The organism is Streptomyces sp. NPDC085946, from assembly GCF_044540485.1.
Lineage (GTDB): Bacteria > Actinomycetota > Actinomycetes > Streptomycetales > Streptomycetaceae > Streptomyces.
Window position 1 is genome coordinate 1 of record NZ_JBITSF010000011.1, and the last position, 23,947, is coordinate 23,947.

The window sequence follows — 23,947 nt, forward strand, 5'->3', positions numbered from 1 at the left end:
GTCATCGTCCAGCAGAAGCGGTTCCAGCTTCGGACCACGACGCGGCACCGGCACACCGGCAGGAGAACTCATACAAGATCTAACGACGGACTACCAGCGCAGGACACTAGGCCGTCGGCGGTTGTGGAGGCCGCGGCCCGGGAGGGTCCCCCTCCGCGCGGCACAGGCGTGCCACGACGTGCGCGTACTTCTCGTCGAACCGCAAGGTGCTGAAGCGGGTGTGGAGTTCGTCGTCCAGCGTCCGGCTGGCCCGCGCCCAGACGCCGCGGCCCTGCTCGGTGGCCGCCACCCGGCTGATGCGCCGGTCGCAGGGCCACTCCACCCGGGCCACCCAGCCCGAGCGTTCCAGCTGGGCCAGCATCCGGCTCGCCGCCGACGCGCTGACGCTCAGCCGCCGGGCGACGTCCCCGACCGTCGCGGAGCCGGAGCGCGCCCGGACCAGTGCGCCGAGGGCCATCAGCGGGGCCAGTCCCACACCGTGACGGTTCGTCAGGACCCGGTCCAGCTGCCCCTGGAGCAACGAGAACATCGGCACGAGGCGCTCCCACAGCCGGGAGACGTCCTCGTGTGCGGCTTCCCGGCCGGCGCCGGCCCGCGGTTCGGTCACAGCGTCGCTTCCTCGGTCCTCGCGTCCGGTGCACCCGCCCCTCGCCGGGGGCGGGTGCACAGAGATCAGGGCGTCAGGGCTCAGGGCGTCAGGAGCAGCTTGCCCCGCACGCCGCCCGCCCCGAGGATACGGTGCGCCTCGCCCGCCTCCTCGAAGCCCAGTTCCTTCGCGGAGCGCAGTCCCAGCTCGCCGCGGTCCACGAGCGCGCCGAGGGCCGCCAGGCCGGCGCCGTCCTGCTCGACGTGGGAGACGGACACCCGGATGCCGCGCTCGGCCGCCGGTACGCGGGTGGGCACGATCGAGACCAGGCGGCCGCCGTCGCGCACGGCGGCGACGGCACCGGGCACGCCTGCGGTGTCCAGCAGGCCGTCGGCCCGCGCGTCCGTCGGCTCCTCCCCCACGACCACCCGGTGCGCGCCCAGCGCGCGGGCCGCGTCGGCGTCCCCGGCGGCCCGGACGTGGGCCACTACGGTCAGGTCGCGCAAGCGGGCGAGCTGCACCGCGAGACCGCCGACCGAGCCGACGGCTCCGGTGACCAGGAGGGTGGATCCCGCCGGCAGGGCGAGGGCGTCGAGCGCCTGTGCGGCGGTGAGGCCGGCCAGCGGCAGGCCCGCGGCGTCGGTCAGGGGGACGGACAGGGGGGCGGGGGCCACGATGTCCGCGGGCAGGGCGACGGTCTCGGCGTAGGTGCCGCGGCCGGTGGCCATCTGCGCGGACATCGCCACGACCCGGTCGCCGACGCGGAAGTCCGTGACCTCCTCGCCCACCGCGGTGATCGTGCCCGACACGTCCCAGCCCAGGACCATCGGCGGCCGGAGCGGACTGTGTCCCTGGTGCAGACCGGCGCGGGTCTGCAGGTCCACCGGGTTGACGGCGGCCGCGGCGGTGCGGACGAGGACGCCGCCCGGCTCGGGGGCGGCCGGATCCGGCAGCTCACGGACCGCCAGGTGCTCGGGGCCGCCGTACTCTTCTGGTCCCTGGCCGCGCTGAGCCTGACGGCAACGGCGCTGCTCCTGTGCTGCACCCTGCCCGAGCCTCGGCCGACGGCGGGCAAGACTCCGGGACGGACCCGCTCCGGCCCCCTGTTCTCCGGGGCCCTGCTGCGGGTCGCCCTGGTGATCGTGTTCGGCACCGCGGGTGTGTTCGCCCTCTACACCTACGCGTCCCCGTACCTCACCCGCGCCGCGGGCTTCAGCCCACAGGCCGTCACCGCACTGCTCCTGCTCTACGGCGCGGGCGGCGTCGCCGGGAACACGCCGGACGAGCCGGGCAGCGTCCGCCGGGACTGCGGGTGTGACGGCGAGGTGTTCCGGGCGGGCGGCCGGCAGCGGCCGCCCGCCCCTGCCGGGGCGACGGGTCCGGCGCCGGTGGTGCCGGGTGCCCTCCCCGCGTGGCCACCCGCTCGTCGAACCGGTCGGACACGTCACCGGCCCTACTCCACCGCCGCTCCGAAACCCGCCTTCCGGTACGGCGCCCCGAACGCGCGGCCGCCGGCCACCGACGCCGCCTCCGGCACGATCCCCTGCGCCCTGCCCCGCAGTTCCCAGACCGCCCCCTCCCCGGTGTTCTCGCCGACCGCGGCGGCCGCCAGGTCGGCGTGGCCGTCGGCGTCGAGGTCCAGCAGCCGGACCGTGCCGCCGAACGCGTCGCCGGGTTCCGCCGCGCCGGGGACGCCGCCGGTGTCCTGGGTGAAGGCCCGGGCACCGGTGCCGGTCGGGCCGGTGCGGGTGCCGCGCAGGACGACGACGGAGCCAGCGCCGTCGTCGTGGCCGAGTTCCTCGCCGGGCGCGCCGACGGCCACGTCGCCGATGCCGTCGCCGGTGACGTCGCCGACGGCGACCGAGGCGCCGAAGCCGTCGTCCGGCTCCAGGACGCCCGGGACGCCGGGGGTGTCCTGGCTGTAGGTCTTCCAGCCGCCGCGCGGGGCCACGCCGGCCGCCGAGCCCCGGGCGACGCGGACCACCGACTCGTAGGTGTCGCCCACCAGGACGTCGGCGTAGCCGTCGCCGTCGGTGTCGCCGAGCGCGAGGTCGCCGTCGCCCTGCGGGATCGCGTTCTCGCGGGGGGTCAGGCCGCCGGCGGTGGCGAGGTAGAACCGGGTGCCGTAGGAGCCGTCGCCCACGTGGAGGCCGAGGGCGAGGTCGTCGCGGCCGTCGCCGTTCACGTCGCCGACGGCGCCGTCCCGGACGTCGCGGTACTGCAGGTGCGCGCCGTCCAGAGCGCTGGTGCGGGCGGGCCGGCCGGCCCGGGTGACGGGGCCGGTCCACACGGTGGCCGTGGTGCCGACGGGGTCGTCGCCCTGCGCCGCCTGCGTGCGGAACAGCACGAGGTCGAGCCGCCCGTCCCCGTCGAAGTCGCCGGTCTCGGTGCGGGAGGCCGGGATCGACGTACCGCCGGACAGGCCGCGCGGTCCGCCCCACACGACCACCGCGTCGGAGGTCCTGGTCGCGGTGCCGACGACGAGGTCGGCGTAGCCGTCGCCGTTCAGGTCGCCCTTGGACACCTGCGTGCCGAAGCCCTGGCCGCGGGCCGGGCCGCCGGGAATGCCGCTGGTCGCCCGGTCGATGACGGCCCGCCGGAGCGCGGCGGCACCGGACGCGCCGCGCGGTCCGCCGTAGCGGACGGCGACGTACCCGGCCGCGGCACGGCCGTCGACGGTGGCCCGCGGCGCGCCGACCGCCAGATCCTGGTGGCCGTCGCCGTCGAAGTCGTCACGGACCGGGGCGCGGGCCGCGGTGTCCGTGCGGTCCGGCTCGGCGGACGGTCCCGGGGCCAGCGCCAGCAGGCCCGCCACCAGCGGCACGGCCCAGTACGAACTCACAGGATTCACGGGGGACGCCTTCCTCGCCGACAACACCGTCACCGCTCAAGACACCCGGGAACGCCGGGGGGTTGTGGTCCCGGCCCGTGCCGGCGCGGCGGTTTCCCCGGCTCGCGGGCCGCGCGCTCCCCGGTCCCGCCCCGGCCGGGCGCGCGGTGGGCGTCCACGGGCAGCAGGGCGTGCGGCGGACCCGGACCGGCCGGGTGCCGGGAGCCCTGCCGCGTTCCGGCCACACCCCCGGACGGCGTCCCGCGCGGCCCCGGTCCGTGCCCCTTCCGAAGACGCGCCGCACCGCTTCCCTGACATAACGGACTAAAACGTGTGTTATCTGATCATGAACACACCTAAGCGACGTACCTTGCTCGGTGCATCGATCGCAGCCGTCGGCGCGGGAGCCCTGGGGGCCTGCTCCGGAACCGGCTCGCAGTCCCCGTCCGCCCCGCCGTCCGCCTCCGCCTCGCGTCCCCGGTCCGCGTCGGGCTCCGGGGGCAACGGCCACGGCGGCGCCTTCGTCCCCGAGGGACCCAAGGGATACGTCAACCCGTCCGATCCGGAGGTCCTCGCAGCGGAGCGGGAACGCGGCTCAGGCCCCCTGCGCCGGGTCCGCCTCACCGCCGACGAGACGGTGCTCGACCTGGGCGGCAGACAGGTCAGGTCGTGGGCGTACGGCGACACGCTGCCGGGCAGCACGGTGCGCGTGACCGCGGGCGACGTCCTCGCGCTCACGCTGGCCAACCGCCTGCCCGCCGCCACGACGCTGCACTCGCACGGCCTGCGCCTGCGCTGCGACATGGACGGCGTGCCCGGTCTGACCCAGGCCCCCATCCCGCCGGGCACGGACTTCCTCTACCGCTTCGCCGTGCCGCACCCCGGGACGTACTTCCTGCACCCCCACTCGGGCATGCAGCCCGACCGCGGCCTGTACGCCCCGCTGATCGTCGAGGACCCCAGGGAGCCGCTCTCCTACGACAAGGAGTGGATCGTCGTCCTGGACGACTGGGTGGACGGCGTGGACGGCTCCACCCCCGACAGCGTGCTCACCCTGCTGCGGGGCGACGAGGAAGCACCGATGGCCATGGGGCCGCAGGCCGAGGCCAAGGGCACCGGCCGTCGCGCGTCCGCCCACCCGCACACCGGGGCGTCCGCTTCCCCCGGCGGCTCCGCCCGGATCCTGCACGACTCGCACAGCCGCATGCTGCACGGCGTGGGCGGGCACGTCGCTCACCCGTATCACCTGGTCAACGGGCGGCGACCGCAGGCTCCGTCGGTCTTCCGGGCCCGCCCCGGGGACCGGATCCGGCTGCGGATCATCAACGCGGCGGCCGACACGGCCTTCCGGCTGGCGCTGGACTGCCACGAGATGACGGTGACGCACACGGACGGCTACCCGGTCGTGCACCGGACGACGGACGCCCTGCTGATCGGCATGGCCGAGCGCTACGACGTGCTCGTGACCGCCAAGGACGGGGTGTTCCCGCTGGTCGCGCTCGCCGAGGGCAAGAAGGCCAGGGCGCTGGCCGTGCTGCGCACCGCCAAGAAGGCAGGCGCCCTTCCCCCGCCCTCGGCGCATCCGAGGGAGCTGGACGGGAGGACCGTGCCGGGCCGGCGCCTGGTGCCGGCGGAGAGCGTGGCCCTGCGGGACAGGGAACCGGACCGCGAGATGCGCGTGAAGCTGACCGGGAGCATGAGGAAGTTCGACTGGGCCTTCGACCACCGGCCCTACTCCGTCGAGCACCGCCACCCGGTCCGTGAGGGCGAGCGGGTCCGGGTGAGCGTCATCAACGCCACCGACATGTGGCACCCCGTGCACCTGCACGGCCACACCTTCGCCCTGACGGGCATCGACGGGGCGGGTGCCCGCAAGGACACCGCCATCGTCCTGCCGCACCGCAAGCTGGTGTTCGACTTCCACGCCGACAACCCGGGCCTGTGGATGCTGCACTGCCACAACCTGTACCACTCCGAGTCCGGCATGATGACCGTCCTCGGCTACCAGAAGTGACCTGAGGGCGGTCGGCGGTCCCCGGGCGGCCGGTCGCGCCGCCCGGGGCCGCGTGCGACCGCCGCCCGAGGCCCCCCGGCCTCGCCGCGCTCACAGCGACGCGGTCTCCGGCGCGGTCGCCCACGCGAACCCGTCCGGATCGGTGAACGGCCCGGCGTCGCCGGTGATCGTCGGCCGGTGCGATCCGGTGCCGCCGGGAGAGACCCCGGCGGCCTTCGCCGGGGCACGGCGCTCGTACAGCGCCGGTTTGACGGCTCCCGGCCCGGTGGCGAACTCGACGTACTTGCCGCCGAAGCCCTTCGCCACCGCGAGGCCGCGGCCGACGCGGCGGGGTCGGCCACCTCGAGGGGGACGGATCCGAGGGAAGCCATGGCGACGACGCCAGTCACGGTGCCCCTCCCCGGGCCCCTCGATTCCTGACCGGGACACGGCCGGGGATGCTGGACGCCACGCCGGTCGCCCCCGTCGCGGGCCGGGGCGCCCGGGGTCAGGCCTGCCGGGCCCGGGCGAGCGTGTCGGACACCCAGTCGGGGAAGACGAGCCGTGGGAAGAACCTGCCCTCCACCTCGAAGGGGAGCGAGAAGTCCGGGCTCATGCGCATGTCCCGGTGCGCGGTGCGGATGTGCACCCGGGTGTCCGGCAGGTGCCAGGCCGAGCCGTAGGGACCGATCTGGTTGAACCTCGCGTGGATGCGGTTCCCGTACACCAGCGCCGCGCAGCCGGTCTCCCGGGCCTTCGCCACGGGAACGCCGGCGGCCCAGCGGCTGAACTCGTCGAGGAACCCGTGCCGGGACAGCTCCCCGAACGTGACCGGCTCCACGCGCACGCCGTGCGGGCCGTCGAGCGACACCATGAGCCGCGGCACGCCCTTGCGGCGCCGCCAGCGGGCGGGCAGGTCCCGGACGACACCGTCCAGGATCCGCAGGAGGTCGTCACGTACGGCGGGGTCCGCTTCCCGCAGCCGACCCAGTATGAAGGCGCTGGTCTCGTTCACCCCGCGAGTATCCCAAGGCTCTGACGGAACGGTCCGTCTGCGCACCGGGCATCCACGCCGTCGGCGACAGCGGGCCGACCCCCGCGCGCCGGCCGGTGGCAGGGTCCGGGCAGCACCGGGGCGCCCTCACCGTCCGTGCGGCGAGCGAGGAGGAGACACCCGTGCGTGCAGGGGTATTGACCCCGCGCTCGCCGAGCCTTTAGCTTCCGTCAGCCCCAATGTTTCGGAATCAACTTCGAAACATTCGAAGACCGACGGAATGAGATCCCCCGTATGAGATCGCTTCGTTTCGCCACGGCGGCGGTGGCCGCCGTCGCACTGTCCGTGCCGCTCGTGGCGGGCACGGCCACGGCCGGCCCGTCGGCCGGCCGGCAGGCCGCGCCGCACTCCGAGGCCCGGTTCGACCGGCTGCGCTCGGCCGCTCCCGAGGGCTTCTACGTGGGCACCGCCGTGGCGGGCGGCGGGCACCACCTGGAGCAGGACTACCCGGACCCGTTCACCTCGGACAAGGAGTACCGGAAGATCCTCGGGCGCCAGTTCAGCTCGGTCTCGCCCGAGAACCAGATGAAGTGGGAGTTCCTCCACCCCGAGCGCGACCGGTACGACTTCAAGGCGGCCGACGCCATCGTCGCGTTCGCCGAGCGGCACGGCCAGGTGGTGCGCGGGCACACCCTGCTGTGGCACAGCCAGAACCCGGCGTGGCTGGAGCAGGGCGACTTCTCCAAGGAGGAGCTGCGCGCCATCCTGCGCGAGCACATCACCACTGTCGTCGGCCGCTATGCCGGCAGGATCCAGCAGTGGGACGTCGCCAACGAAATTTTCGACGACCGGGGCACCCTGCGCACCCAGGACAACATCTGGATCCGCGAACTCGGTCCGGGCATCGTCGCCGACGCCTTCCGCTGGGTGCACGAGGCCGACCCGAAGGCCAAGCTGTTCTTCAACGACTACGGCGTCGAGAGCGTCAACGCCAAGAGCAACGCCTACTACGCCCTCACCCAGGACCTGCTCGCGCAGGGCGTTCCCGTGCACGGCTTCTCCGTCCAGGCGCACCTGAGCACGCGCTACGGCTTCCCGGGCGACCTGGAGCAGAACCTGCGGCGGTTCGACGCGCTGGGGCTGGAGACGGCCGTCACCGAGCTCGACGTACGGATGGACCTGCCGGAGAGCGGCGTGCCCACCGACGCGCAGCAGAAGCAGCAGGCCGACTACTACCGGCGCGCGCTGTCGGCCTGCCTGGCCGTCGAGGGCTGCAACTCGTTCACCATCTGGGGCTTCACCGACAAGTACTCGTGGGTGCCGGTGTTCTTCCAGGGCGAGGGCTCCGCGACGGTCATGACCGAGGAGTTCGACCGCAAGCCGGCCTTCTACGCCCTGCGGTCCACGCTGAAGGCGGCCCGGGAGGACTGAGCGCGCAGCGCCCCGTCCGCACCGTGACCGAAGTGCCCCCGTGTCCCCGTACCGGCCGGCTCCACCGGCCGGTACGGGGACACCCGCCGGGTCCGGGTACTCCGGGAGGGGGTGACGTGTCGGCCGGGCGGGAGATGACGTGGTGTCCTTCGGACCGGACAGGGAGACGGGCGGGTGGCGGATGCTGGCGGGCCTGCTGGCGGAGAGCCATCTGATGCCGCTGGAGTCGTTGCCGGCCAAGGCGCGCGAGAACGCCGCGAAGGCCGGTTTCCCGCAGGTGCTGATCTACCTCGGGGATCTGCAGCGGCAGGTGCTGCGGTTGCTGACCGGGCAGGACGGGGACGGCGAGGAGCACCGGGCGCGGCTGCCGGTGCAGGGCAGTGTGGCCGGACGGGCCTTCCAGCACGGGCAGATCCTGCCAGCCGGGCCCGCGGGGGCGGACGGCCGCGACTGGTGGGTTCCACTGCTGGACGGCACCGAGCGTCTGGGCGTGCTGCGGGTCACCTCGGTGCACGACGACGACCGGGCGCGCGAGGCCGTGGAGCGGCTGGCCGCGCTGCTGGCGCTGATCCTCCACAGCAGACGGGAGACCAGCGACCTGCTGGCGCGCACCGAACGGGTCGAACCGCTGAACGTCGCGGCGGAGATGCAGTGGAAGCTGATGCCGCCGCGGGTGTACGCCGACGGACGGGTGGTGATCGCGGCGGCGATGGAACCGGCCTACCGGATCAGCGGGGACGCGTTCGACTACGCCACCGACGGTCCCCTCGTCCATCTGTCGGTCTTCGACGCGATGGGGCACGACACCGCCGCCGGCCTGTCCGCCAACCTCGCCGTCGCCTCCTGCCGCAACACCCGCCGGCAAGGAGGCGGCCTCGTGGCCTGCGGCGAGGCGGTGGAGGCGGCACTGATCGAACAGTACGACCAGCAGCGCTACGTCACCGGCGTGCTGGCCACCCTGGGCACCCGCACGGGCGTCCTGTCGTGGGTCAACCGCGGCCACCACCCGCCGCTGGTCATCCGGGGCGGCCGGTGGGCCACGCAGCCGCACTGTCCTCCGGCCCACCCGATGGGCACCGGTCTAGGCCTGGAGAGCCGGGTGTGCCGCGAGCAGTTGCAGCCCGGCGACCGCGTCGTGCTGTACACCGACGGCATCGTGGAAGCCGGCGGCGTGGGAGACGCCCAGTTCGGCGTCGAACGCTTCACCGACTTCCTCGTCCGCCACCACGCCGACGGGCTGTCCGTCCCCGAGACCCTCCGCCGGGTGGTCCGCGCGGTGCTCGAACACCACGACGGCCGGCTCCAGGACGACGCCACCGTGCTGTTCTGCCAATGGCTCGGCCCCGAGCCCGAGCCCGGCGCGGAGGCGGCCGACCTGGCCGGTGTGCCCGAGTCCGGCCGGCCCGCGACGGCCGCCGGGGACAGGGGCACCCCGTGAACGCCGCCGGCCCGCACCTGGGCGTCACTGAGACCGCCCTCCCCCGCCGGGCCGACGTCACCGGGCTAGGGGCTGTCGTTCGGATCAGGTCGCGGGGAATCGACTGTAGGTCGTCGGCGCCGGTGAGCGGGGCCCGGTGCGTGTAGCCGCAAGGCGGAGGAGGGCGGCGATGCGGAGCATCGGCAACCGACGACAACGCCGCGGATGCGCGCACCGGGCCCCGCGTCCGCGGCGTGATCCGAACGACAGCCCCTAGCCCAGCGTGTGTCCGCCGTTGACCCTGATGCGCTCGCCGGTGACGAACGCCGCCTGCGGTGAGGCCAGGAAGGCCACGGCCGCGGCGACGTCCTCCGGGTCGCCCATGCGGCGCAGGGGCACGTCGGCCGTGTACGAGGCCAGTGACGCGGGGCTTGCTCCGGCGTGCCGTTCGACCGGGATCCAGCCCGGGGCGACCGTGTTGACCGTGATCCTGTACGGGCCGAGGGCACGGGCCCAGCACTCGGTCAGGCTGTGCTGGGCGGCCTTGGCCGCGATGTAGGCGGACATCTCGGGCAGGACGCGTTCCGGCGCGTCCGAGCCGATCTGGATGATGCGGCCGCCACCGCGCTCCCGCATGGCCGGCAGCACCGCCTGCATCAGCAGGGTGGGGCTCTTGACGAAGAAGGCGAGCTGGTCGAGGTGTGCTTGCCAGGTCACCGCCGCCGGGTCCTGCTCCGGCTGCGGTCCGGTGGCGTTGAGGACGAGGGTGGTGACGGGGCCGAGACGGCTCGTGACGTCCGCGACGAGTTCCGTGACGGCTGCTTCCTCGGTCACGTCCGCGGCGAACACCTGGGCCGTCCCTCCCGCCGCCCGGATGTCCGCCACCACTCCACGGGCCTGCTCGGCGCCGCTCCGGTAGTTGACGGCGACGCGATGCCCGTCGGCCGCGAGACGCCGGGCGATCACGGCACCGAGACCACGGGAGGCCCCGGTGACCAGGGCGGTGCCGGCCGTGTGTGTCATGCGGCCAGGATAGACGGCGGAGCGTGCGGGCCTGTCCCCGAAGAGCGGTCGCGCTGCGGGGAGTTGAGCCGACGGCTCGGCAGACGGGACGCGGCGGGCCGCCTGCCGGGCCTCCGGCTGACGGGAGGCCCTCCCGGCGCCGGCCGTCGGGCGCCCGGCGTCGGCAACCCGTGCAGCGGCGAGCAGCCCCCTGCGGTCAGGTGGGCCCTGGGGGGCCGCGTCCGCCCGTCCTCGTCGGGGAAGGGCAGTACCGCCGGCCGCCCCCGACGGCCCGCACCGCGGCCTCCTGGCGGCCCTGACCCGCTGGTGACCGCGCGGGGCGGCTCAGAGGAGGCGGCGGATCTCGCCCCGGACCCGGTAGAAGCCACCGGCCGCCGGGTGCAGGGCGTCCACGGCGTAGCGAGCCCCGGGCTCGCGTATCGCGCGGGGGAACTGGACGTTCCAGGTGGAGTCGTAGCCCTCGGAGAGGACGTGGACGCGCAGCCGGCCGGCCTCGCGGACGCACTCGACCACGACCGTCCCGGCGGGGGCGTGGGCCACACTCGCCACCGCGTCGAGGGTGGTGGCCGGTGCCTGGGCCGGCAGGGCCGCGGCGAGCTTGATGTCCCGGGCGACCGGGACCGTGCCCTGCTGGGCCGCGGCGACGGCCTCCTCTCCGGCGTCGACGCACACCAGGGAGCCGTCCGTGGTCACCAGGTACAACCGCTCGTCGCGGTACTGCATCGACAGGGCCGAGCCGCTGCCCGTGCCCAGTTTCCACAGGCGCCTGCCGTCCTGGTCGAAGCAGTAGACGGACGAGGCCGCGTCACCGGCGAAGACGAACCGTCCGCCGGGCGAGGTGGCGCACGAGTAGACCGCGCTGTCGCAGGTGTAGGTGGCCTCGATCGCGCCGGTGGTCTTGGACAGCCGCTGGATGACGCGGTGGGCGGTCGCCGCGTAGACGACGTCGGTCTCCTGCCAGCCGAACAGGACGCCGCCGCGGGTCGGGGTGTGCCACAGTTCGCCGCCGCCGTCGGGCGCGTAGGCCGTCACGCCCTGGTGGTGGCCGTGGTAGACGGCCCGGTCGTCCGCGCGGACCATCCAGGCGTGGGAGCCCTGGCTGCGGCGGGCCCACTGGTGCTCGTCCTCGTGGTCGATGACGGTGAGCCGGCCGTCGCGGTCGGAGACGTTCAGGACGCCCTCGTGGATGTCCAGCCAGAAGATGTCGACGTCCGCGGTGATGTCGTACGCGGCGAACGGCAGCTTGGCGGACAGGTCGTAGACCTTGCCGTCGTCACAGCCCGCGTAGATCCAGAAGTCGTCGGCCACCAGGCACTTCACGCCGTCGGGCAGCTGGAAGCGGCTCAGGACGGTGCCGTCGTGGTCCAGGGTGTAGACGTCGCCGGACTGGTTGCCGACCCAGCAGTGGTCGTCGTCGACGTGGATGCCGAACGCCGACGAGCCGGTGTTGAACCGCCACAGCACGGGGGCGGTGGCGCGGGCGGTGGACGGCGCGGAGGTCACCTGGCGCCGGGTGACCGGGCGCGGCGCGCGCTGCCCGGCGACCGCCGGGGCGTAGCCCTTGCGGACCTTCTCCCCCACCTTCTTCGCGGCGGCGGCCTGCGCCTTCTGCGCGGTGGCGAACGTCGTGGTCTGGGTCTGGCCGGAAGCGCCGATCCGTCCGTAACGGACGTTCACCGTGCAGCCGTTGACGGTCACCTCGTAGAACTTGTGCGCGCTGCCGTCCTCCTGGGACAGCTCCAGATACGTCGTCGACACCGCGGACCCGGCAGACATGACAGACCCCTCCCCACGCCAGGTTCGGACCCGCCACCGTTTCGGCGGGTTCCACTGATCACACCGTAGGAGGAGGCACTGACAATCGCCCGGGGCCGGCGAACGGGCCCGTGACGGCGGGGTGATGATGGCCGCATGTTCTCCGAGGACCTCGGCCCCTACACCTACGGGGGCGAGGACGACACGTTCACCGATCTCACCGACGGCATGCGCTTCGTCGGCTTCCGCCCCGCCTACCGGCGCCTCGCCGTCGGCTGGCCGGCGGCCGGCCACCGCTGGGCGAGCGGCCCGGCTCCCGGGTCCTTCACCGGAAAGCTCCTGGCCGTCGTCGACGCCCAGCAGGTCAACGCCCTGCTGGGCATCCACGCGTGCGCTCTCTGCCCCACGCCGCTGCCGGACGCGCACCCCTGGTACGTCCCTCGGCCGGGGCACCTGCGCGCGAGCGCCGGAACCGGTGAGATCCGTGTGCCGGGCGCCCCGGGCACGGCTTTCGCGGCTCCGCACCTCATCGGCCACTACGTCGCCGACCACGGCTACCTGCCGCCCCGGCCGTTCGTCGACGCCGTGCTCGCCTTCGACCCGTACGGCCCCTGGCCGGCGCGCTTCCCCGGGATCAGATTCCCCTGGATCCCCGACGACGCGGTGCTGCGCCACGTCGACGACATGTGATCCGGGGGCCGGCGCGTCCCGTCGCGGCCGGCGAAGGCAATGTCACCGCCGCCGGGCCGGGCGGGGCCGCGCGGGGCACCCGGCCTCACCCGGTACGGGTCCGGTCCGCGGCTCGAAGTGCAGCGCAGGCCGAAGTCCTGGACAGTGTTACGGAGACAGGCGCGCACCCGTCGCGCCGCCCGCCCCGCGTGACGCACGAAGGACCACTGACATGTCGAACGCACCCGTCATGGAACTGCCCCTCATCAACGACTGTTCGGCCGAGAACTGCGCGTACAACACCGATCACACCTGCCACGCCGCCGCCATCACCGTCGGAGACGTCCACAGCGCCGTCTGCGACACGTACATGGACGCGGACACGAAGGGCGGCGAACCGTCCTTGACCGGCCGGGTCGGTGCCTGCAAGATGGCCGACTGCCGCCACAACAGGGGGCTGGAGTGCCACGCGCCGGCGATCACCGTCGGGTACCAGCAGGACGAGATCGACTGCCTCACCTACGCGCCGGCCTGACCGCACCCCCGCGCCGATCGGCTGCAACCGTGCGCGCCCCACGGCGGGAATCGAGGGCAGGACGGCGCGAGGCCGTCACGCGACGACGCCGAGGGGAGGTCACACCGTGGCCGGATGGACGGTGCGCCCGGACGGCGGCCGGCCGGAGGGGCGCGGGTGCGGGCATCTCGACCTGCCCGACGGTCCCCCGGCGGCGACGAACGGGGTCTGCCGGGAGTGCGCGCTCCGCGGGTGGACGTGGGTCGGCCTGCGGCTCTGCCTGACCTGCGGCCATCTGGGCTGCTGCGACAGCTCGCCCGGCGCCCACGCCACCGGGCACCACGAGGCCAGCGGGCACCCGGTGGCCCGTTCCGCCGAGCCGGGCGAGCGGTGGGCGTGGTGCTACGCCGACGAGGTGTACCTGGATCCGCGGTGAGGTGACCGCGGTGGAGCGACCGCGGTGGAGTGACCGCGGTGAGGCGGCCGGAGCAGTGCCGGTCTGCGCGAGTGCCGCTCCGTGATCACCGGGGCCGGTGGGTCCGGGACCTCCGGCCCTGTCCGTGCCCGACCGGCCCATCGGACCCGGGGCCCTCCCGCGCGAGGCTGACCGTGCAGCCCCGTCGACGAGAGGCACGCCATGACCACCGCCCCGGCATCCGGCGAACGGGTGCACGCCCTCCTCACCGACGGCACCACCGTGTGCGTGCGGCCCGCGGGACCGGACGACCGGGAAGCCGTGCTCCGGCTGTACACGGGGATGTCGGAGGCGAACCTGCGCCTGCGGTTCTTCGCCGTCAGCCGGCGCTCCGCCGAACAGGCCGCCGCCCGGGTCGCCCGGCCGGCGGACTCCGGGTACCTCGCGCTCCTCGCCGAGCACGGCGGCCAGGTCATCGGCATCGCCGAGTACCAGGTCGACGGCGGGAAGGCCGCCGACAGCGCCGAGATCGCGCTCGCTGTCGGCGACGGCCGGCACCACCGCGGAGTGGGCACCCTGCTGCTGGAGCACCTGGTCTCCGCCGCCCGGGCGCGCGGCATCCGGACGTTCACCGCCGACGTGCTGGCCGACAACCACGAAGTCCTGAAGGTCCTCACCGACCTCGGGCTGCGCGCGGAGCGGCTCCGCGACGGATCCGAGGTCCACCTCCTCGTCCCGCTGGACGACAGCGAGGCCTACCGCGTGAGTGTCGAGGGGCGGGGCCGCACCGCCGACGTGGCGAGTCTGGCCCCGTTGCTGCGGCCGAGGACCGTGGCGGTCGTCGGCGCGGGACGCGGGCCGGGGTCGGTGGGCCGGGCCGTGCTGCGCAACCTGATCACCCGCGGGTTCACGGGCCGCCTGTTCGCGGTCCACCCGGACGCCTCCTCGATCCTCGGCGTGCGCGCCTGCCCGTCCGTCGGCGCGCTGCCGCGCGTCCCCGACCTCGCGGTGATCGCCGTGCCCGCCCGGGACGTCCCCCGGGTCGCCCGGGAGTGCGGGCGGTCCGGCGTACGCGCTGTGCTGGTGGTCTCCTCGGGCCTCGACGCCGGACAGGCCGGGGCACTGCTGACCGCTTGCCGCGAGCACGACATGCGGCTGGTCGGTCCCGACTGCCTGGGCCTGGCGAACACCGAGGACGGGGTGCGTCTCGACGCCACCTTCGCCGCCGACCGCCCCGCCCCGGGCACCGCCGGGGTCGCGGTCCAGTCCGGCGGGGTCGGCATCGCCCTGCTCGGCGGGCTGACCCGCCTGGGCATCGGCGTGTCCAGCTTCGTGTCGCTCGGCGACAAGTACGACGTCAGCGGCAACGACCTGCTGCAGTGGTGGGAGTCCGACGGACGCACCGACCTGGCGCTGCTGCACCTGGGGTCGTTCGGCAACCCGCGTGCCTTCTCGCGGACGGCGCGCCGGGTCACCCGGCGCATGCCGATCCTGACTGTCGACGCCGGCCGCACGGCTGCGGGCCGGCGGGCCGCCGCCTCGCACACCGCGGCCGCCGCCCCCACGACCATGACCCGGCGCGCGCTGTTCGCCCAGGCCGGGATCACCGCGGCACGCACCGTTCCCGAACTCCTGGAGACGGCGGCCCTGATGCACTCCCAGCCGCTGCCCACGGGCAGCCGGGTCGCCGTGGTCACCAACGCGGGCGGCGCCGGCGTGCTCGCCGCGGACGCCTGCGCGGAGGCGGGCCTGAGCCTGCCCGCGCTCCCGCCCTCCCTCGTCGAGGACCTGCTGGCCGTGCTGCCCGCGGGCGCCGGCACCGCCAACCCCGTGGACACGACGGCGGCGGTCTCCGAGGAGCAGCTGCGCGCCTGCCTGGACCGCCTCGCCGCGTACGACGGCGTCGACGCGGTGGTGGTCGCGCTGGTGCCCACCGCGGTCGCCGCGGCCACCGGCGACGTCCTGGTCAGGGCCCTCACCGACGCCCCGGGCCGCCGCTGCCGAACGGTCGCCGCGGTCCTCCTCGACCAGGAGGTGCCGGTACGGCTGCTGCCCTCGGGCACCGGCCGTGTCCCCGCGTACGCCGACCCGCAGGCGGCCGCCCGCTCGCTGGCCCACGCCGCGGAACGCACCCGCTGGCTCGCCCGGCCGCCCGGCGCCGTCCCGTCTCTCGACGACGTCGACACCGCCCGTGCCCGCGCGGTCGTCGCCCGCTTCCTCGGGGACCGGCCCGAGGGCGGCCGGCTCGACCCGCGCACGTGCGCCGAACTCCTCGACTGCTACGGCATCGCCCGGTCGCCGTGGGCGTGGGCGGAGACGGAGGACGAGGCCGTACTGGCCGCCGAGCGGCTGCGGGGCCCGGACGGCCGGGTCGTGCTGAAGGCGTACTGGCCGGGTCTGCTGCACGGGGCGGCCCGGCACGCCGTCCACCCGGACCTGCGCGGCGACGCCCAGGTCCGCGCCGCCTTCCGGGACTTCGAGGCGCGGTTCGGCCACCTTATGACCGGGGTGGTGGTCCAGCCGCTCGCGCCCCGCGGGACCGAGCTGTTCGCGGGGGTGACGCAGGACGAGGTGTTCGGGCCGCTGGTGCTTTTCGGGCTGGGCGGCACGGCCGCCGAGGTGCTCGCCGACCACGCCGCACGGCTCGCCCCGCTCACCGACCGGGACGTGCGCGACCTGATCACCGCACCGCGCTGCGCGCCCCTCCTCCTGGGCGGTGACGGCACCGGGCCCGTCGACCTGGGAGGTGTGGAACAGCTGCTGCTGCGGCTGTCCCGGATGGCGAACGACCTGCCGCAGCTCGCGGAGGCCGGCCTCGACCCGGTCCTCGCCCGGCCCGACCGCGTCACCGCACTCGACGCCCGCATCCGGCTGCTGCCCCGCCGGGCCCACGATCCCTACCTGCGCCGGCTGAGGTGAGCCGGCGCGGATGCGGGCGGCCCGGCGGGCACCGCGGCCGGGCGGGTGCGCACGGGCCTGGCGGTCTGCTGGTCTCCGGGGGCGCGCGGACGATCGTCGAGGCCGGTCCCGCCCGCGCCGGTTCCGCCCGCGCCGGTTCCGCGTCCGCCGTCGGTGCGGCGCTGGTCCCGGTCGATCCGCCGCGGCCCCGGCACGTCGCTGCCGGCCCGTTCCGGGAACGTGCCCGGTCCGGTGCGGGCCGGGACCCGCCGCACCCGGCGGGACCGGACCCGATCGCCCCGCTCGTGCCGGCTCCCTCGCCGCCCGCGCCTGCGCGACCGCTCGCCGGAGGTCTCGTCACCGACGCCGCCCTCGCGGACGGCGGCCGCCGGGCAGGGCCCCGGCGGCCGTGCCCGCGGGGTGCGCCGGACCTAGGCTGGAGGGGCAGCCGGAGGTGAGCACGATGCACGCGAACCGGGCCGCGCGGCGGTCGCTGTGGCGGTGGCGCCGCAGTCCGCTGCGCCGCCGTGTGGACGTGGTGGAGGCCTGGATCCTGGTGCTCGTCTGGCTCGTCGTCGCGGTGGGAGGGCCGCTGGCGGGTGTGCTGAGCGCCGACGCCACGGTCGACGCGCTCGCCGAGCGCCGCGCGCAGCGGCATCCGGTCACCGCCGCCCTCGTCCGCGACGCACCGCGCGACAGCGCCGTCGGTGCGACGGTGGGCGACCGCGTGTTCGCCACCGTGCGCTGGACGGCGGCGGACGGCACGCGGCACACGGGGAAGGCGCTGGTGGACGGGGACCGGAGAGCCGGCGATCGGGTGGTCGTGTGGACGGACCGGCAGGACCGGATCACGCCCGAGCCGCAGACACCGGCCCAGGCCGAGCTGGAGGCCGCGTTCATGGGAACCGCCTCCGCCATCGCCGTCACCGGCGTGGCCGCCGCCGCGTTCCGGGCGGCGCGCGTCGTCCTCGACCGGTGCCGCGGCCGCGCCTGGGACGCGGAATGGCGGGAGGCCGGGTCCCGGTGGGGGCGGACGGCCGGCTGAGCGGGCCACCGGCGCGTGGCCGTCGCCCGCTCGGCCCTCCCTCCCCTCGGCGCTCCTCGGACGTGGGGCGGAGACCGTCACGGAGGAGGCGCGTGCCCGCCCGGAGAAGCTGGTCCCGTCCCCGGCGCAGGCCTGGTGCGGCGGGACGGGACGGGAGCCGGGCGTCGGGCACCGGTGACCGGGTTCCGGTGGTGGAGGGACGTGACCGCACGGGCGGGCGCCGCGTCGGGCCCGAGGTCGAGTACGGCGTGCACCGTCTTGCCGTGCGGCACGGGCTCGACGGTCACCCGGGCACCCAGCTCGGCGAGCATGGCCATGCCGAAGCCGCCGTGCTCACCGGCGCGGTCCGGGTCCTCCAGGTGGGGCGGCTCCGCGCTGGTGTCGGTGACGGCGACGTCCACCACGGCGCCGTCGTCGGTCAGGGTGAGCAGGCACGGGCCGCTGGTGTGGCGCAGGGTGTTGGTGACCAGTTCGGAGACGACCAGCACCGCGTCCGAGGCCCGGTCCGCCGTGCCCCGGCCGGCGGCGAACCAGCGGAACGCGACCCTGCGGGCCACGGCGGGCGCGTGCCGGCTGCGGGGCAGGGCGATGCTGCGGGACGGGCGGTGTTCGAACGGAGCAGTGGTGGTCATGGCCGCCCCCTCGGGCGTCGGGCGTGGACTCTGCGTCCTCACCAGTACTTCGCCGCCGCGAGCGTTTTGGATGCATCACTCGTACAATGCGGTCCCGCGACGACCGAGCGGGAGGCGTTCCGCCCGCCGTCTCCCTTGCGCGGGCCGCCGGTTCGCCGACCGCTCCCGGGAAAACCGCTGGTCGGCTCCGGGAGCGATCCCTACTCTGAGCCCATGTCCCACGCGAAGACCTCGTACGTCTGCCTGCCCTGCCGGGTCTCGTACAAGCAGCCCTACGACCGGGCGAGGCAGCGGATCTGCCCGCGCTGTGCGGAGCCGATGGTGCACGCGGGGTCGGCCTTCGCGGCGCCCCGGCGGCGGGACGTCGCCGCATGGCGGACGCTCACCGTGCTGCTGAACGCGGGCGTGGGCTTCCACAAGAGCTGCTGCGGCGGGCCCGGGTACCGGCCCCGGACGCTGCGCGACGTGCGCGAGCGGATGACGTACGCGCGGCGCAGCGGCGAGCCCGTCGCCAGGGCCCTGGTGCGGCGCGATGTGCCATGAGGGCCTGACGTCCCGGACCCTCCGCCCGCCCCGACGTCCGCCTGCCCTCCGGAACGGGGGCCGGCGCGTGCCGCGCGCCGGCGGTCAGCTCTCGGCGGCGCCGGTCCGCTGGTAGGCGTCGGGGACGCCGTCGCGGTCCTCGTCGCGGGTCTCCTCCTCGTACAGGCGCCGGTAGACCCCGTTGCGGCGTCTGACGAGGAGGGCGGCCAGGAGGGCGGCGGTCAGCGAGCCGGTCAGGACGGCGGCCTTGACGTGTTCGGCGGCGGCGGGGTCGGGGAACGCGAGCTCGCCGATCAGCAGGGCGACGGTGAACCCGATGCCGGCCAGGACCGCGAGCGCGAGGACGTCCGCCCAGGCCAGTTCGGGGTTGAGCCGGGCCCGGGTGAAGCGGACGGCGAGGTAGGTGCCGGCGAAGATGCCCAGGGTCTTGCCGACGACCAGACCCAGCACGACCCCGAGTGGCTCGGGCCGGGTGAAGACCGCCTCCAGGGCCGCGGCCGAGATGCCGACCCCCGCGGCGAAGAGGGCGAAGAGCGGCACCGCGACACCCGCGGAGAGGGGGTGGAGCAGGTGGGAGGCGCGTTCCGCGGGAGAGGCGGATTCGCCCTCGTCGCGGGTGGTGCGCAGGATCAGGCCGAAGGCGACACCGGCGACGGTGGCGTGGACGCCGCCGTGGTACGTCAGTGCCCAGGCGACGAGGCCGAGCGGGACGTACCACCACCAGCCGCGCACCCGGAAGCGCTGCAGCAGGTGGAGGAGGACCAGGCAGGCGGCGGCTCCGCCGAGGGCGGCGGGGTTCAGGCCGCCCGTGAAGAAGAGGGCGACGACGAGGATCGCGCCCAGGTCGTCGACGACGGCGAGGGTGAGCAGGAAGGCGCGCAGCGCGGAGGGCAGGTGGGTGCCGAGGACCGCCAGGACCGCGAGGGCGAAGGCGATGTCGGTGGCCATGGGGACCGCCCAGCCCCGGAGGCTGCCACCGCCGGCCGTGACCGTGGCGGCGTACAGGGCGACGGGCACGATCATGCCGCAGAGGGCGGCGATGACCGGCAGGACCGCCGTGGCGGGGGTGCGCAGTGCGCCGAGGACGAGTTCGCGTTTCAGCTCGACGCCCGCGACGAGGAAGAAGACCGTGAGCAGGCCGTCCGAGGTCCAGTGCCCCACGGACAGGTCGAGGCCGAGGGCGGGCAGGCCGAAGCGGAAGTCCCGTATCCGTTCGTAGGCGCCGCTCCACGGCGTGTTCGCCCACACCAGCGCGACCACGGTGGCCGCGAGGAGCACCAGTCCGCCCGCCGTCTCCGTCCGCAGCGCCCGGACCACGGCGTTGCGCTCGGGCAGCGGCAGGATGCCGAGGAAGGCGGGACGGGTACGGGGCGCGGCAGCCATCAGAGGCGACCTCCGGGGCGTCGGCTTCGGGACGTACGGCCCCTCGGACGCCGACCAGACTTCCCGGCACACCCCGCGTCGGACACCACCGGATCGGGGCAGGTCACCGACGCGTTCCTTTCAGCCTATCCACCGGCCGGAGGGGCCGCCAGGCGGTCCGTCTCCTCCGCCCCTTGCCGCAGGCGGCGCGTCGGCATCGTTCCGGCACGGTCTGCCGCCGTCGGAGACGGGCGACGGCGGCGTACCACCGGACGGTGCGCAGGAGGGCGGCCCGGATCGGGCGGGAACCCGGGAAGCAGGCGACGGCCCGGGGGAACAGGGGGACGGGGGGCCGACCCCCTGGCCCCGCTGTCCTGCCGGATCTCACGCGGCCGGGCCGGGCCGTGGTCACATGCCTTCCTGCACCACCCCTCGCGCGGAGAACGTCACCGGATCGCCGTGTGCCAGGTCTCCCGGGGGGATGCCCGGGTGGTGGCCTTCGCGCTGCGCCGGCGGACGGGTGCGGGGGCCGAGGGAGAGCCGGGACACGATGCGGTAGCGGTCGCCCCGGTAGAGCGAGTGCACGTACTCCACCGGGCGGTCGCGGGTGTCGGAGGTGAGGCGTTCGAAGAGCAGGGCGGGGGACAGTTCCGGCACGTCGAGGAGGTCGGCCTCGGCCCGGGTGACGACGGTGGGCTCGATCGACTGCACGGCCTCGCCGACCTGGACGCCGTGGCGGTCGTGGAGATGCTCGTACAGGTCGCCCTGTTCCAGTTCCTCGCTGGTGAGGTCGGGGACCAGGGACGCCGGTACGTGCAGGTGCTCGATGGCCATCGGCGCGCCGTCGACCAGCCGGAGCCGGGCCACGTACCGGATGTCCGCCGCCGGTGAGATGCGCAGTTTGCGTCCGACGCGGGCGCCGGCCGGCAGGGTGCGGAACTCCAGCAGTCTGCTGGTCCAGACGCCGCCGGCCTGCGGCAGGCTGAAGGCGTGGCGGTCGGAGACGAGTTCCTGGGTGATCTTCTCGGCGGCCACGAACATGCCCCGGCCGTGCTCGCGCACCAGCAGTCCCGCGGCGACGAGTTCGTCCACCGCGGCGCGCAGCGTGGGCCGCGAGACGCCGAGCCGCCCGCACAGGGTGCGTTCGGAGGGGATGGCGTCGCCCGGTTGCCGCTCCTCGATGAGCTGGAGGATCGCGTCCCGGACCCGCTCGCGCTTGAGCACCGCGCCGGAGGCGGCGGCATCGATCTCCATGCGGGGCTCTCGTTCGTCGTCGGCTGGGCAACTGGTATGACGCTGACCGCAACTGGTCTGCTGGTCGGCAGAGTCTAGTCCGCCGCCCGCGGACTGATCCAGCCGTACTGCAGCGTTGTTTCCAGGTGCCCCGTCCCGTGAACTCCGTTGTGTACGGGGAGGGTTGACGTCTGGATTGGTCTATGCCACCTTCGTCCGACGTCCACTGGTAAAGCCCCGGAGGCCAACTGGTCAACCGAGGGTGTCGTGCGCCGCCCGTCCCCAGGTATCCCGAGGTGAACCGTGAAGTCCTCCTCCCTCGCCCTCCTCACTGCCATGTTCATGACCATCGGACTGACCGCCTGCTCCTCCGGTGGCGGGTCGCAGGACGCCGCGGGCGGCAGGACCGCGCTCGACGTGTGGCTGATGCGCGACAGCGTCTCCGCCGCCTTCCAGAAGGAGTTCGAGACCGGCTTCGAGAAGGCCCGTCCGGACATCGACGTGAAGATCCAGATCCAGGAGTGGGAGGGCATCGGCGAGAAGGTCACCGCGGCGCTGGCCAGCAACGACGCCCCGGACGTCATCGAGGTCGGCAACACCCAGGTCGCCCGGTACGCGCAGAGCGGCGGCCTGACCGACTTCACCGGCAAGGTCGCCGAACTGGGGGGCGAGAGCTGGCTGAAGGGCCTCGCCGAGCCGGGCGCGTACGACGGCAGGCAGTACGGCATCCCGTTCTACGCGGCCAACCGGGTCGTCGTCTACCGCAAGGACCTCTTCGAGAAGGCCGGGGTGGACGCCGACCGCATCACGACGCGCGACCGGTGGATCGCCGCGACCCGCACGCTCGACCGGGGCGGTACGCAGGGCATCTACCTGCCGGGCCAGAACTGGTACGTCCTCGCCGGGTTCGTCTGGGACGAGGGCGGCGACCTCGCCGTCGAGTCCGGCGGCGGGTGGAAGGGGACGCTCGACAGCCCCGCCGCCCTGCGGGCCATGGCCTTCTACGAGCGGCTGCAAGCCCTCGGCAAGGGCCCCGAGGACTCCGACGAGGCCCGTCCGCCGCAGGCCGAGGTGATGGCCGGGGGACAGGTCGCCCAGATCATCGCCACCCCGGGCAACGCCAACGCCGTCGTGCAGCACAACCCCGGACTCAAGGGAAAGCTGGGCTACTTCCCCATCCCGGGCAAGAGCGCGGGGACCCCGGGCGCCGTCTTCACCGGTGGCTCCGACCTCGTCGTCCCGGCCGTCGCCGCGCACCAGGAGGAGGCGTTCACCTTCATCGAGGAACTCACCGGCGACGCCTGGCAGAAGAAGCTCGCGCTGGCCATGAGCTACGTACCGAACAAGACCACGCTCGCCGGTGCCGTCGCCTCCGACCCCGGTGCCGCGGCGATGGCGGTCGGCGCCGCGAACGGCCACGCCACACCCAACACCCCCCGGTGGGCGGCCGTCGAGGCGAAGAACCCGATCAAGGAGTACATGACGGCCGTGCTCACCGGACGGGACGCGAGGACGGAGGCGGCCAAGGCGTCGCGCGCCATCACCAGCGCCCTCGACGGCGCCTCCTGACCGTGGACGTGGCCGCCGAGCGGGACGACACCCGACAGCCCGGCAGAGGAGGGACCGTGCCGACCGTCCGTGAGCGAGGCGTGCCCCGCGCGGCCGGCCGCCGTCCGGCGCGGCCCGCCGGGCGACCGGTGCGGACCCGCGCCGCCCGCCGGGGCTCCCCCTGGCCGTACCTCCTGGTCGCGCCCGCGGTGCTGGGCATGCTGTACCTGCTCCTTTATCCGCTGGCCCGGGCCGTGGTGATGTCCTTCCAGGACTTCGGGCTGCGCCAGCTCATCCTGGGGGACGCGGAGTTCGTCGGACTGCGCAACTACCGGACCCTGCTGTCCGACCCCCGGTTCTGGGCGGTGGTGCGCCGCACGTTCCTGTTCATGACGGTCGACGTGGTCGTCATCATGGTCCTGTCCACCCTGGTCGCCCTCATGGTCGAACGGCTCGGCAGGACCGGCAGGACCGTGGTCCTCAGCTCCCTGGTGCTGGTCTGGGCGGTTCCCGTGGTGGCCGCCACCACGGTCTTCCAGTGGATGTTCCACTCGGAGTTCGGCATCGTCAACGAGCTGCTCACCGGCCTGGGCCTCACCTCGTTCGAGGGCTACCCGTGGTTCGCGCACGGCGGCGCCGCGTTCGCCATCATCGTGACGCTCGTCGTCTGGCAGTCCGTGCCCTTCGCGGCGATCACCCTGTACTCGGCCCTCACCACGATCCCCGGCGAGCTGTACGAGTCGGCCCGGATGGACGGCGCCGGCGCGGCGCGCGTCTTCCGCTCGGTGACCTTCCCCCTGATCCGCCCGGTCTTCATGCTCGTGCTGTCGCTGGAGGTCATCTGGACCTTCAGGACGTTCGTGCAGATCTGGGTCATGACCCGGGGCGGGCCGGGGGACGCCACCACCGTCCTGCCGGTGTACGCCGTGCAGACGGCCCTCGCCCACCAGCGCTACGACCTGGGATCGGCCGCCTCCATGGTCACCGTGCTGCTCATGAGCGGCGTCCTGGTCGTGTACTTCCGCCAGTTGTTCCGTCAGGAAGGCGAACGTCCGTGAC

The 23,947-nt window shown here is 74.5% G+C and carries 20 protein-coding genes and 1 pseudogene; 11 read left to right on the forward strand and 10 right to left on the reverse strand.

Translation table 11 applies throughout. The annotated features are described in order from the left end of the window. Positions 1-106 precede the first annotated feature (106 nt). From ACIF8T_RS22175 to ACIF8T_RS22185, 3 genes are all read right to left on the reverse strand, one after another. Positions 107-607 (reverse strand): MarR family transcriptional regulator, encoded by a 501-nt coding sequence (locus ACIF8T_RS22175; protein ID WP_400037598.1) that lies wholly within the window; start codon positions 605-607, stop codon positions 107-109. An 80-nt stretch (positions 608-687) separates the two neighbouring features. Further along, positions 688-1,554 (reverse strand): NADP-dependent oxidoreductase, encoded by an 867-nt coding sequence (locus ACIF8T_RS22180; protein ID WP_400037985.1) that lies wholly within the window; start codon positions 1,552-1,554, stop codon positions 688-690. A 485-nt stretch (positions 1,555-2,039) separates the two neighbouring features. Beyond that, positions 2,040-3,437 carry an FG-GAP and VCBS repeat-containing protein gene (locus tag ACIF8T_RS22185; RefSeq protein ID WP_400037600.1) on the reverse strand — a complete coding sequence of 466 codons (1,398 nt, stop codon included), beginning with the start codon at positions 3,435-3,437 and terminating at the stop codon, positions 2,040-2,042. A gap of 325 nt (positions 3,438-3,762) precedes the next feature. On the opposite strand from ACIF8T_RS22185, the gene ACIF8T_RS22190 reads away from it, so the two are divergent. Next, complete coding sequence (locus tag ACIF8T_RS22190; RefSeq protein ID WP_400037602.1) at positions 3,763-5,430, forward strand: multicopper oxidase family protein; 1,668 nt, start codon at positions 3,763-3,765, stop codon at positions 5,428-5,430. Between the two features lie 90 nt (positions 5,431-5,520). Here ACIF8T_RS22190 and ACIF8T_RS22195 read toward each other — a convergent pair. Both ACIF8T_RS22195 and ACIF8T_RS22200 read right to left on the reverse strand, forming a co-directional pair. Further along, positions 5,521-5,754: pseudogene (locus ACIF8T_RS22195) on the reverse strand (glyoxalase); the annotation flags it as partial. A 163-nt stretch (positions 5,755-5,917) separates the two neighbouring features. Then, entirely contained in the window at positions 5,918-6,424 is a 507-nt protein-coding gene (locus ACIF8T_RS22200; RefSeq protein WP_400037604.1) for a hypothetical protein, read from the reverse strand. Between the two features lie 273 nt (positions 6,425-6,697). Between ACIF8T_RS22200 and ACIF8T_RS22205 the strand changes: the two genes are divergently transcribed. Next, positions 6,698-7,834: an endo-1,4-beta-xylanase gene (locus ACIF8T_RS22205; RefSeq protein WP_400037606.1), complete on the forward strand. Its 1,137-nt coding sequence runs from the start codon at positions 6,698-6,700 to the stop codon at positions 7,832-7,834. Between the two features lie 142 nt (positions 7,835-7,976). Beyond that, a complete protein-coding gene (locus tag ACIF8T_RS22210; RefSeq protein WP_400037987.1) occupies positions 7,977-9,272 on the forward strand; it encodes a PP2C family protein-serine/threonine phosphatase in 1,296 nt (431 codons plus the stop codon). A 252-nt stretch (positions 9,273-9,524) separates the two neighbouring features. Here ACIF8T_RS22210 and ACIF8T_RS22215 read toward each other — a convergent pair whose 3' ends face one another. Together ACIF8T_RS22215 and ACIF8T_RS22220 are read right to left on the reverse strand one after the other, a co-directional pair. Then, the gene (locus ACIF8T_RS22215) at positions 9,525-10,274 is read right to left on the reverse strand and encodes an SDR family NAD(P)-dependent oxidoreductase (RefSeq protein WP_400037608.1); all 750 of its coding nucleotides are present in this window, start codon (positions 10,272-10,274) and stop codon (positions 9,525-9,527) included. Between the two features lie 324 nt (positions 10,275-10,598). Then, on the reverse strand, positions 10,599-12,050 hold the full coding sequence (locus ACIF8T_RS22220; protein ID WP_400037610.1) for a WGR domain-containing protein: 1,452 nt from the start codon (positions 12,048-12,050) through the stop codon (positions 10,599-10,601). 135 nt (positions 12,051-12,185) lie between these two features. On the opposite strand from ACIF8T_RS22220, the gene ACIF8T_RS22225 reads away from it, so the two are divergent. From ACIF8T_RS22225 to ACIF8T_RS22245, 5 genes are all read left to right on the forward strand, one after another. Next, positions 12,186-12,719, forward strand: a complete 534-nt coding sequence (locus tag ACIF8T_RS22225; protein WP_400037612.1) for a hypothetical protein — start codon at positions 12,186-12,188, stop codon at positions 12,717-12,719. 211 nt (positions 12,720-12,930) lie between these two features. Continuing rightward, positions 12,931-13,233, forward strand: a complete 303-nt coding sequence (locus ACIF8T_RS22230; RefSeq protein ID WP_400037614.1) for a DUF1540 domain-containing protein — start codon at positions 12,931-12,933, stop codon at positions 13,231-13,233. 106 nt (positions 13,234-13,339) lie between these two features. Beyond that, positions 13,340-13,648 carry a UBP-type zinc finger domain-containing protein gene (locus ACIF8T_RS22235; RefSeq protein WP_400037616.1) on the forward strand — a complete coding sequence of 103 codons (309 nt, stop codon included), beginning with the start codon at positions 13,340-13,342 and terminating at the stop codon, positions 13,646-13,648. 201 nt (positions 13,649-13,849) lie between these two features. Then, positions 13,850-16,546: a GNAT family N-acetyltransferase gene (locus ACIF8T_RS22240; protein ID WP_400037618.1), complete on the forward strand. Its 2,697-nt coding sequence runs from the start codon at positions 13,850-13,852 to the stop codon at positions 16,544-16,546. Between the two features lie 442 nt (positions 16,547-16,988). Further along, positions 16,989-17,570, forward strand: a complete 582-nt coding sequence (locus ACIF8T_RS22245; protein ID WP_400037620.1) for a hypothetical protein — start codon at positions 16,989-16,991, stop codon at positions 17,568-17,570. Between the two features lie 77 nt (positions 17,571-17,647). Here the strand turns inward: ACIF8T_RS22245 and ACIF8T_RS22250 are convergent, their stop codons facing one another. Continuing rightward, positions 17,648-18,202: an ATP-binding protein gene (locus ACIF8T_RS22250; RefSeq protein WP_400037622.1), complete on the reverse strand. Its 555-nt coding sequence runs from the start codon at positions 18,200-18,202 to the stop codon at positions 17,648-17,650. Between the two features lie 213 nt (positions 18,203-18,415). Between ACIF8T_RS22250 and ACIF8T_RS22255 the strand changes: the two genes are divergently transcribed. Further along, the gene (locus ACIF8T_RS22255; protein WP_400037624.1) at positions 18,416-18,745 is read left to right on the forward strand and encodes a deoxyxylulose-5-phosphate synthase; all 330 of its coding nucleotides are present in this window, start codon (positions 18,416-18,418) and stop codon (positions 18,743-18,745) included. Positions 18,746-18,829: 84 nt separating this feature from the next. On the opposite strand, the gene nhaA is transcribed toward ACIF8T_RS22255, so the two are convergent. Both nhaA and ACIF8T_RS22265 read right to left on the reverse strand, forming a co-directional pair. Then, positions 18,830-20,128 (reverse strand): Na+/H+ antiporter NhaA, encoded by a 1,299-nt coding sequence (nhaA, locus tag ACIF8T_RS22260; RefSeq protein WP_400037626.1) that lies wholly within the window; start codon positions 20,126-20,128, stop codon positions 18,830-18,832. Between the two features lie 387 nt (positions 20,129-20,515). After that, complete coding sequence (locus tag ACIF8T_RS22265; protein ID WP_400037628.1) at positions 20,516-21,361, reverse strand: GntR family transcriptional regulator; 846 nt, start codon at positions 21,359-21,361, stop codon at positions 20,516-20,518. A gap of 315 nt (positions 21,362-21,676) precedes the next feature. Between ACIF8T_RS22265 and ACIF8T_RS22270 the strand changes: the two genes are divergently transcribed. Next, a complete protein-coding gene (locus ACIF8T_RS22270; RefSeq protein ID WP_400037989.1) occupies positions 21,677-22,909 on the forward strand; it encodes an extracellular solute-binding protein in 1,233 nt (410 codons plus the stop codon). Positions 22,910-22,965: 56 nt separating this feature from the next. Continuing rightward, positions 22,966-23,946: a carbohydrate ABC transporter permease gene (locus ACIF8T_RS22275; protein ID WP_400037630.1), complete on the forward strand. Its 981-nt coding sequence runs from the start codon at positions 22,966-22,968 to the stop codon at positions 23,944-23,946. Position 23,947 lies beyond the last annotated feature (1 nt).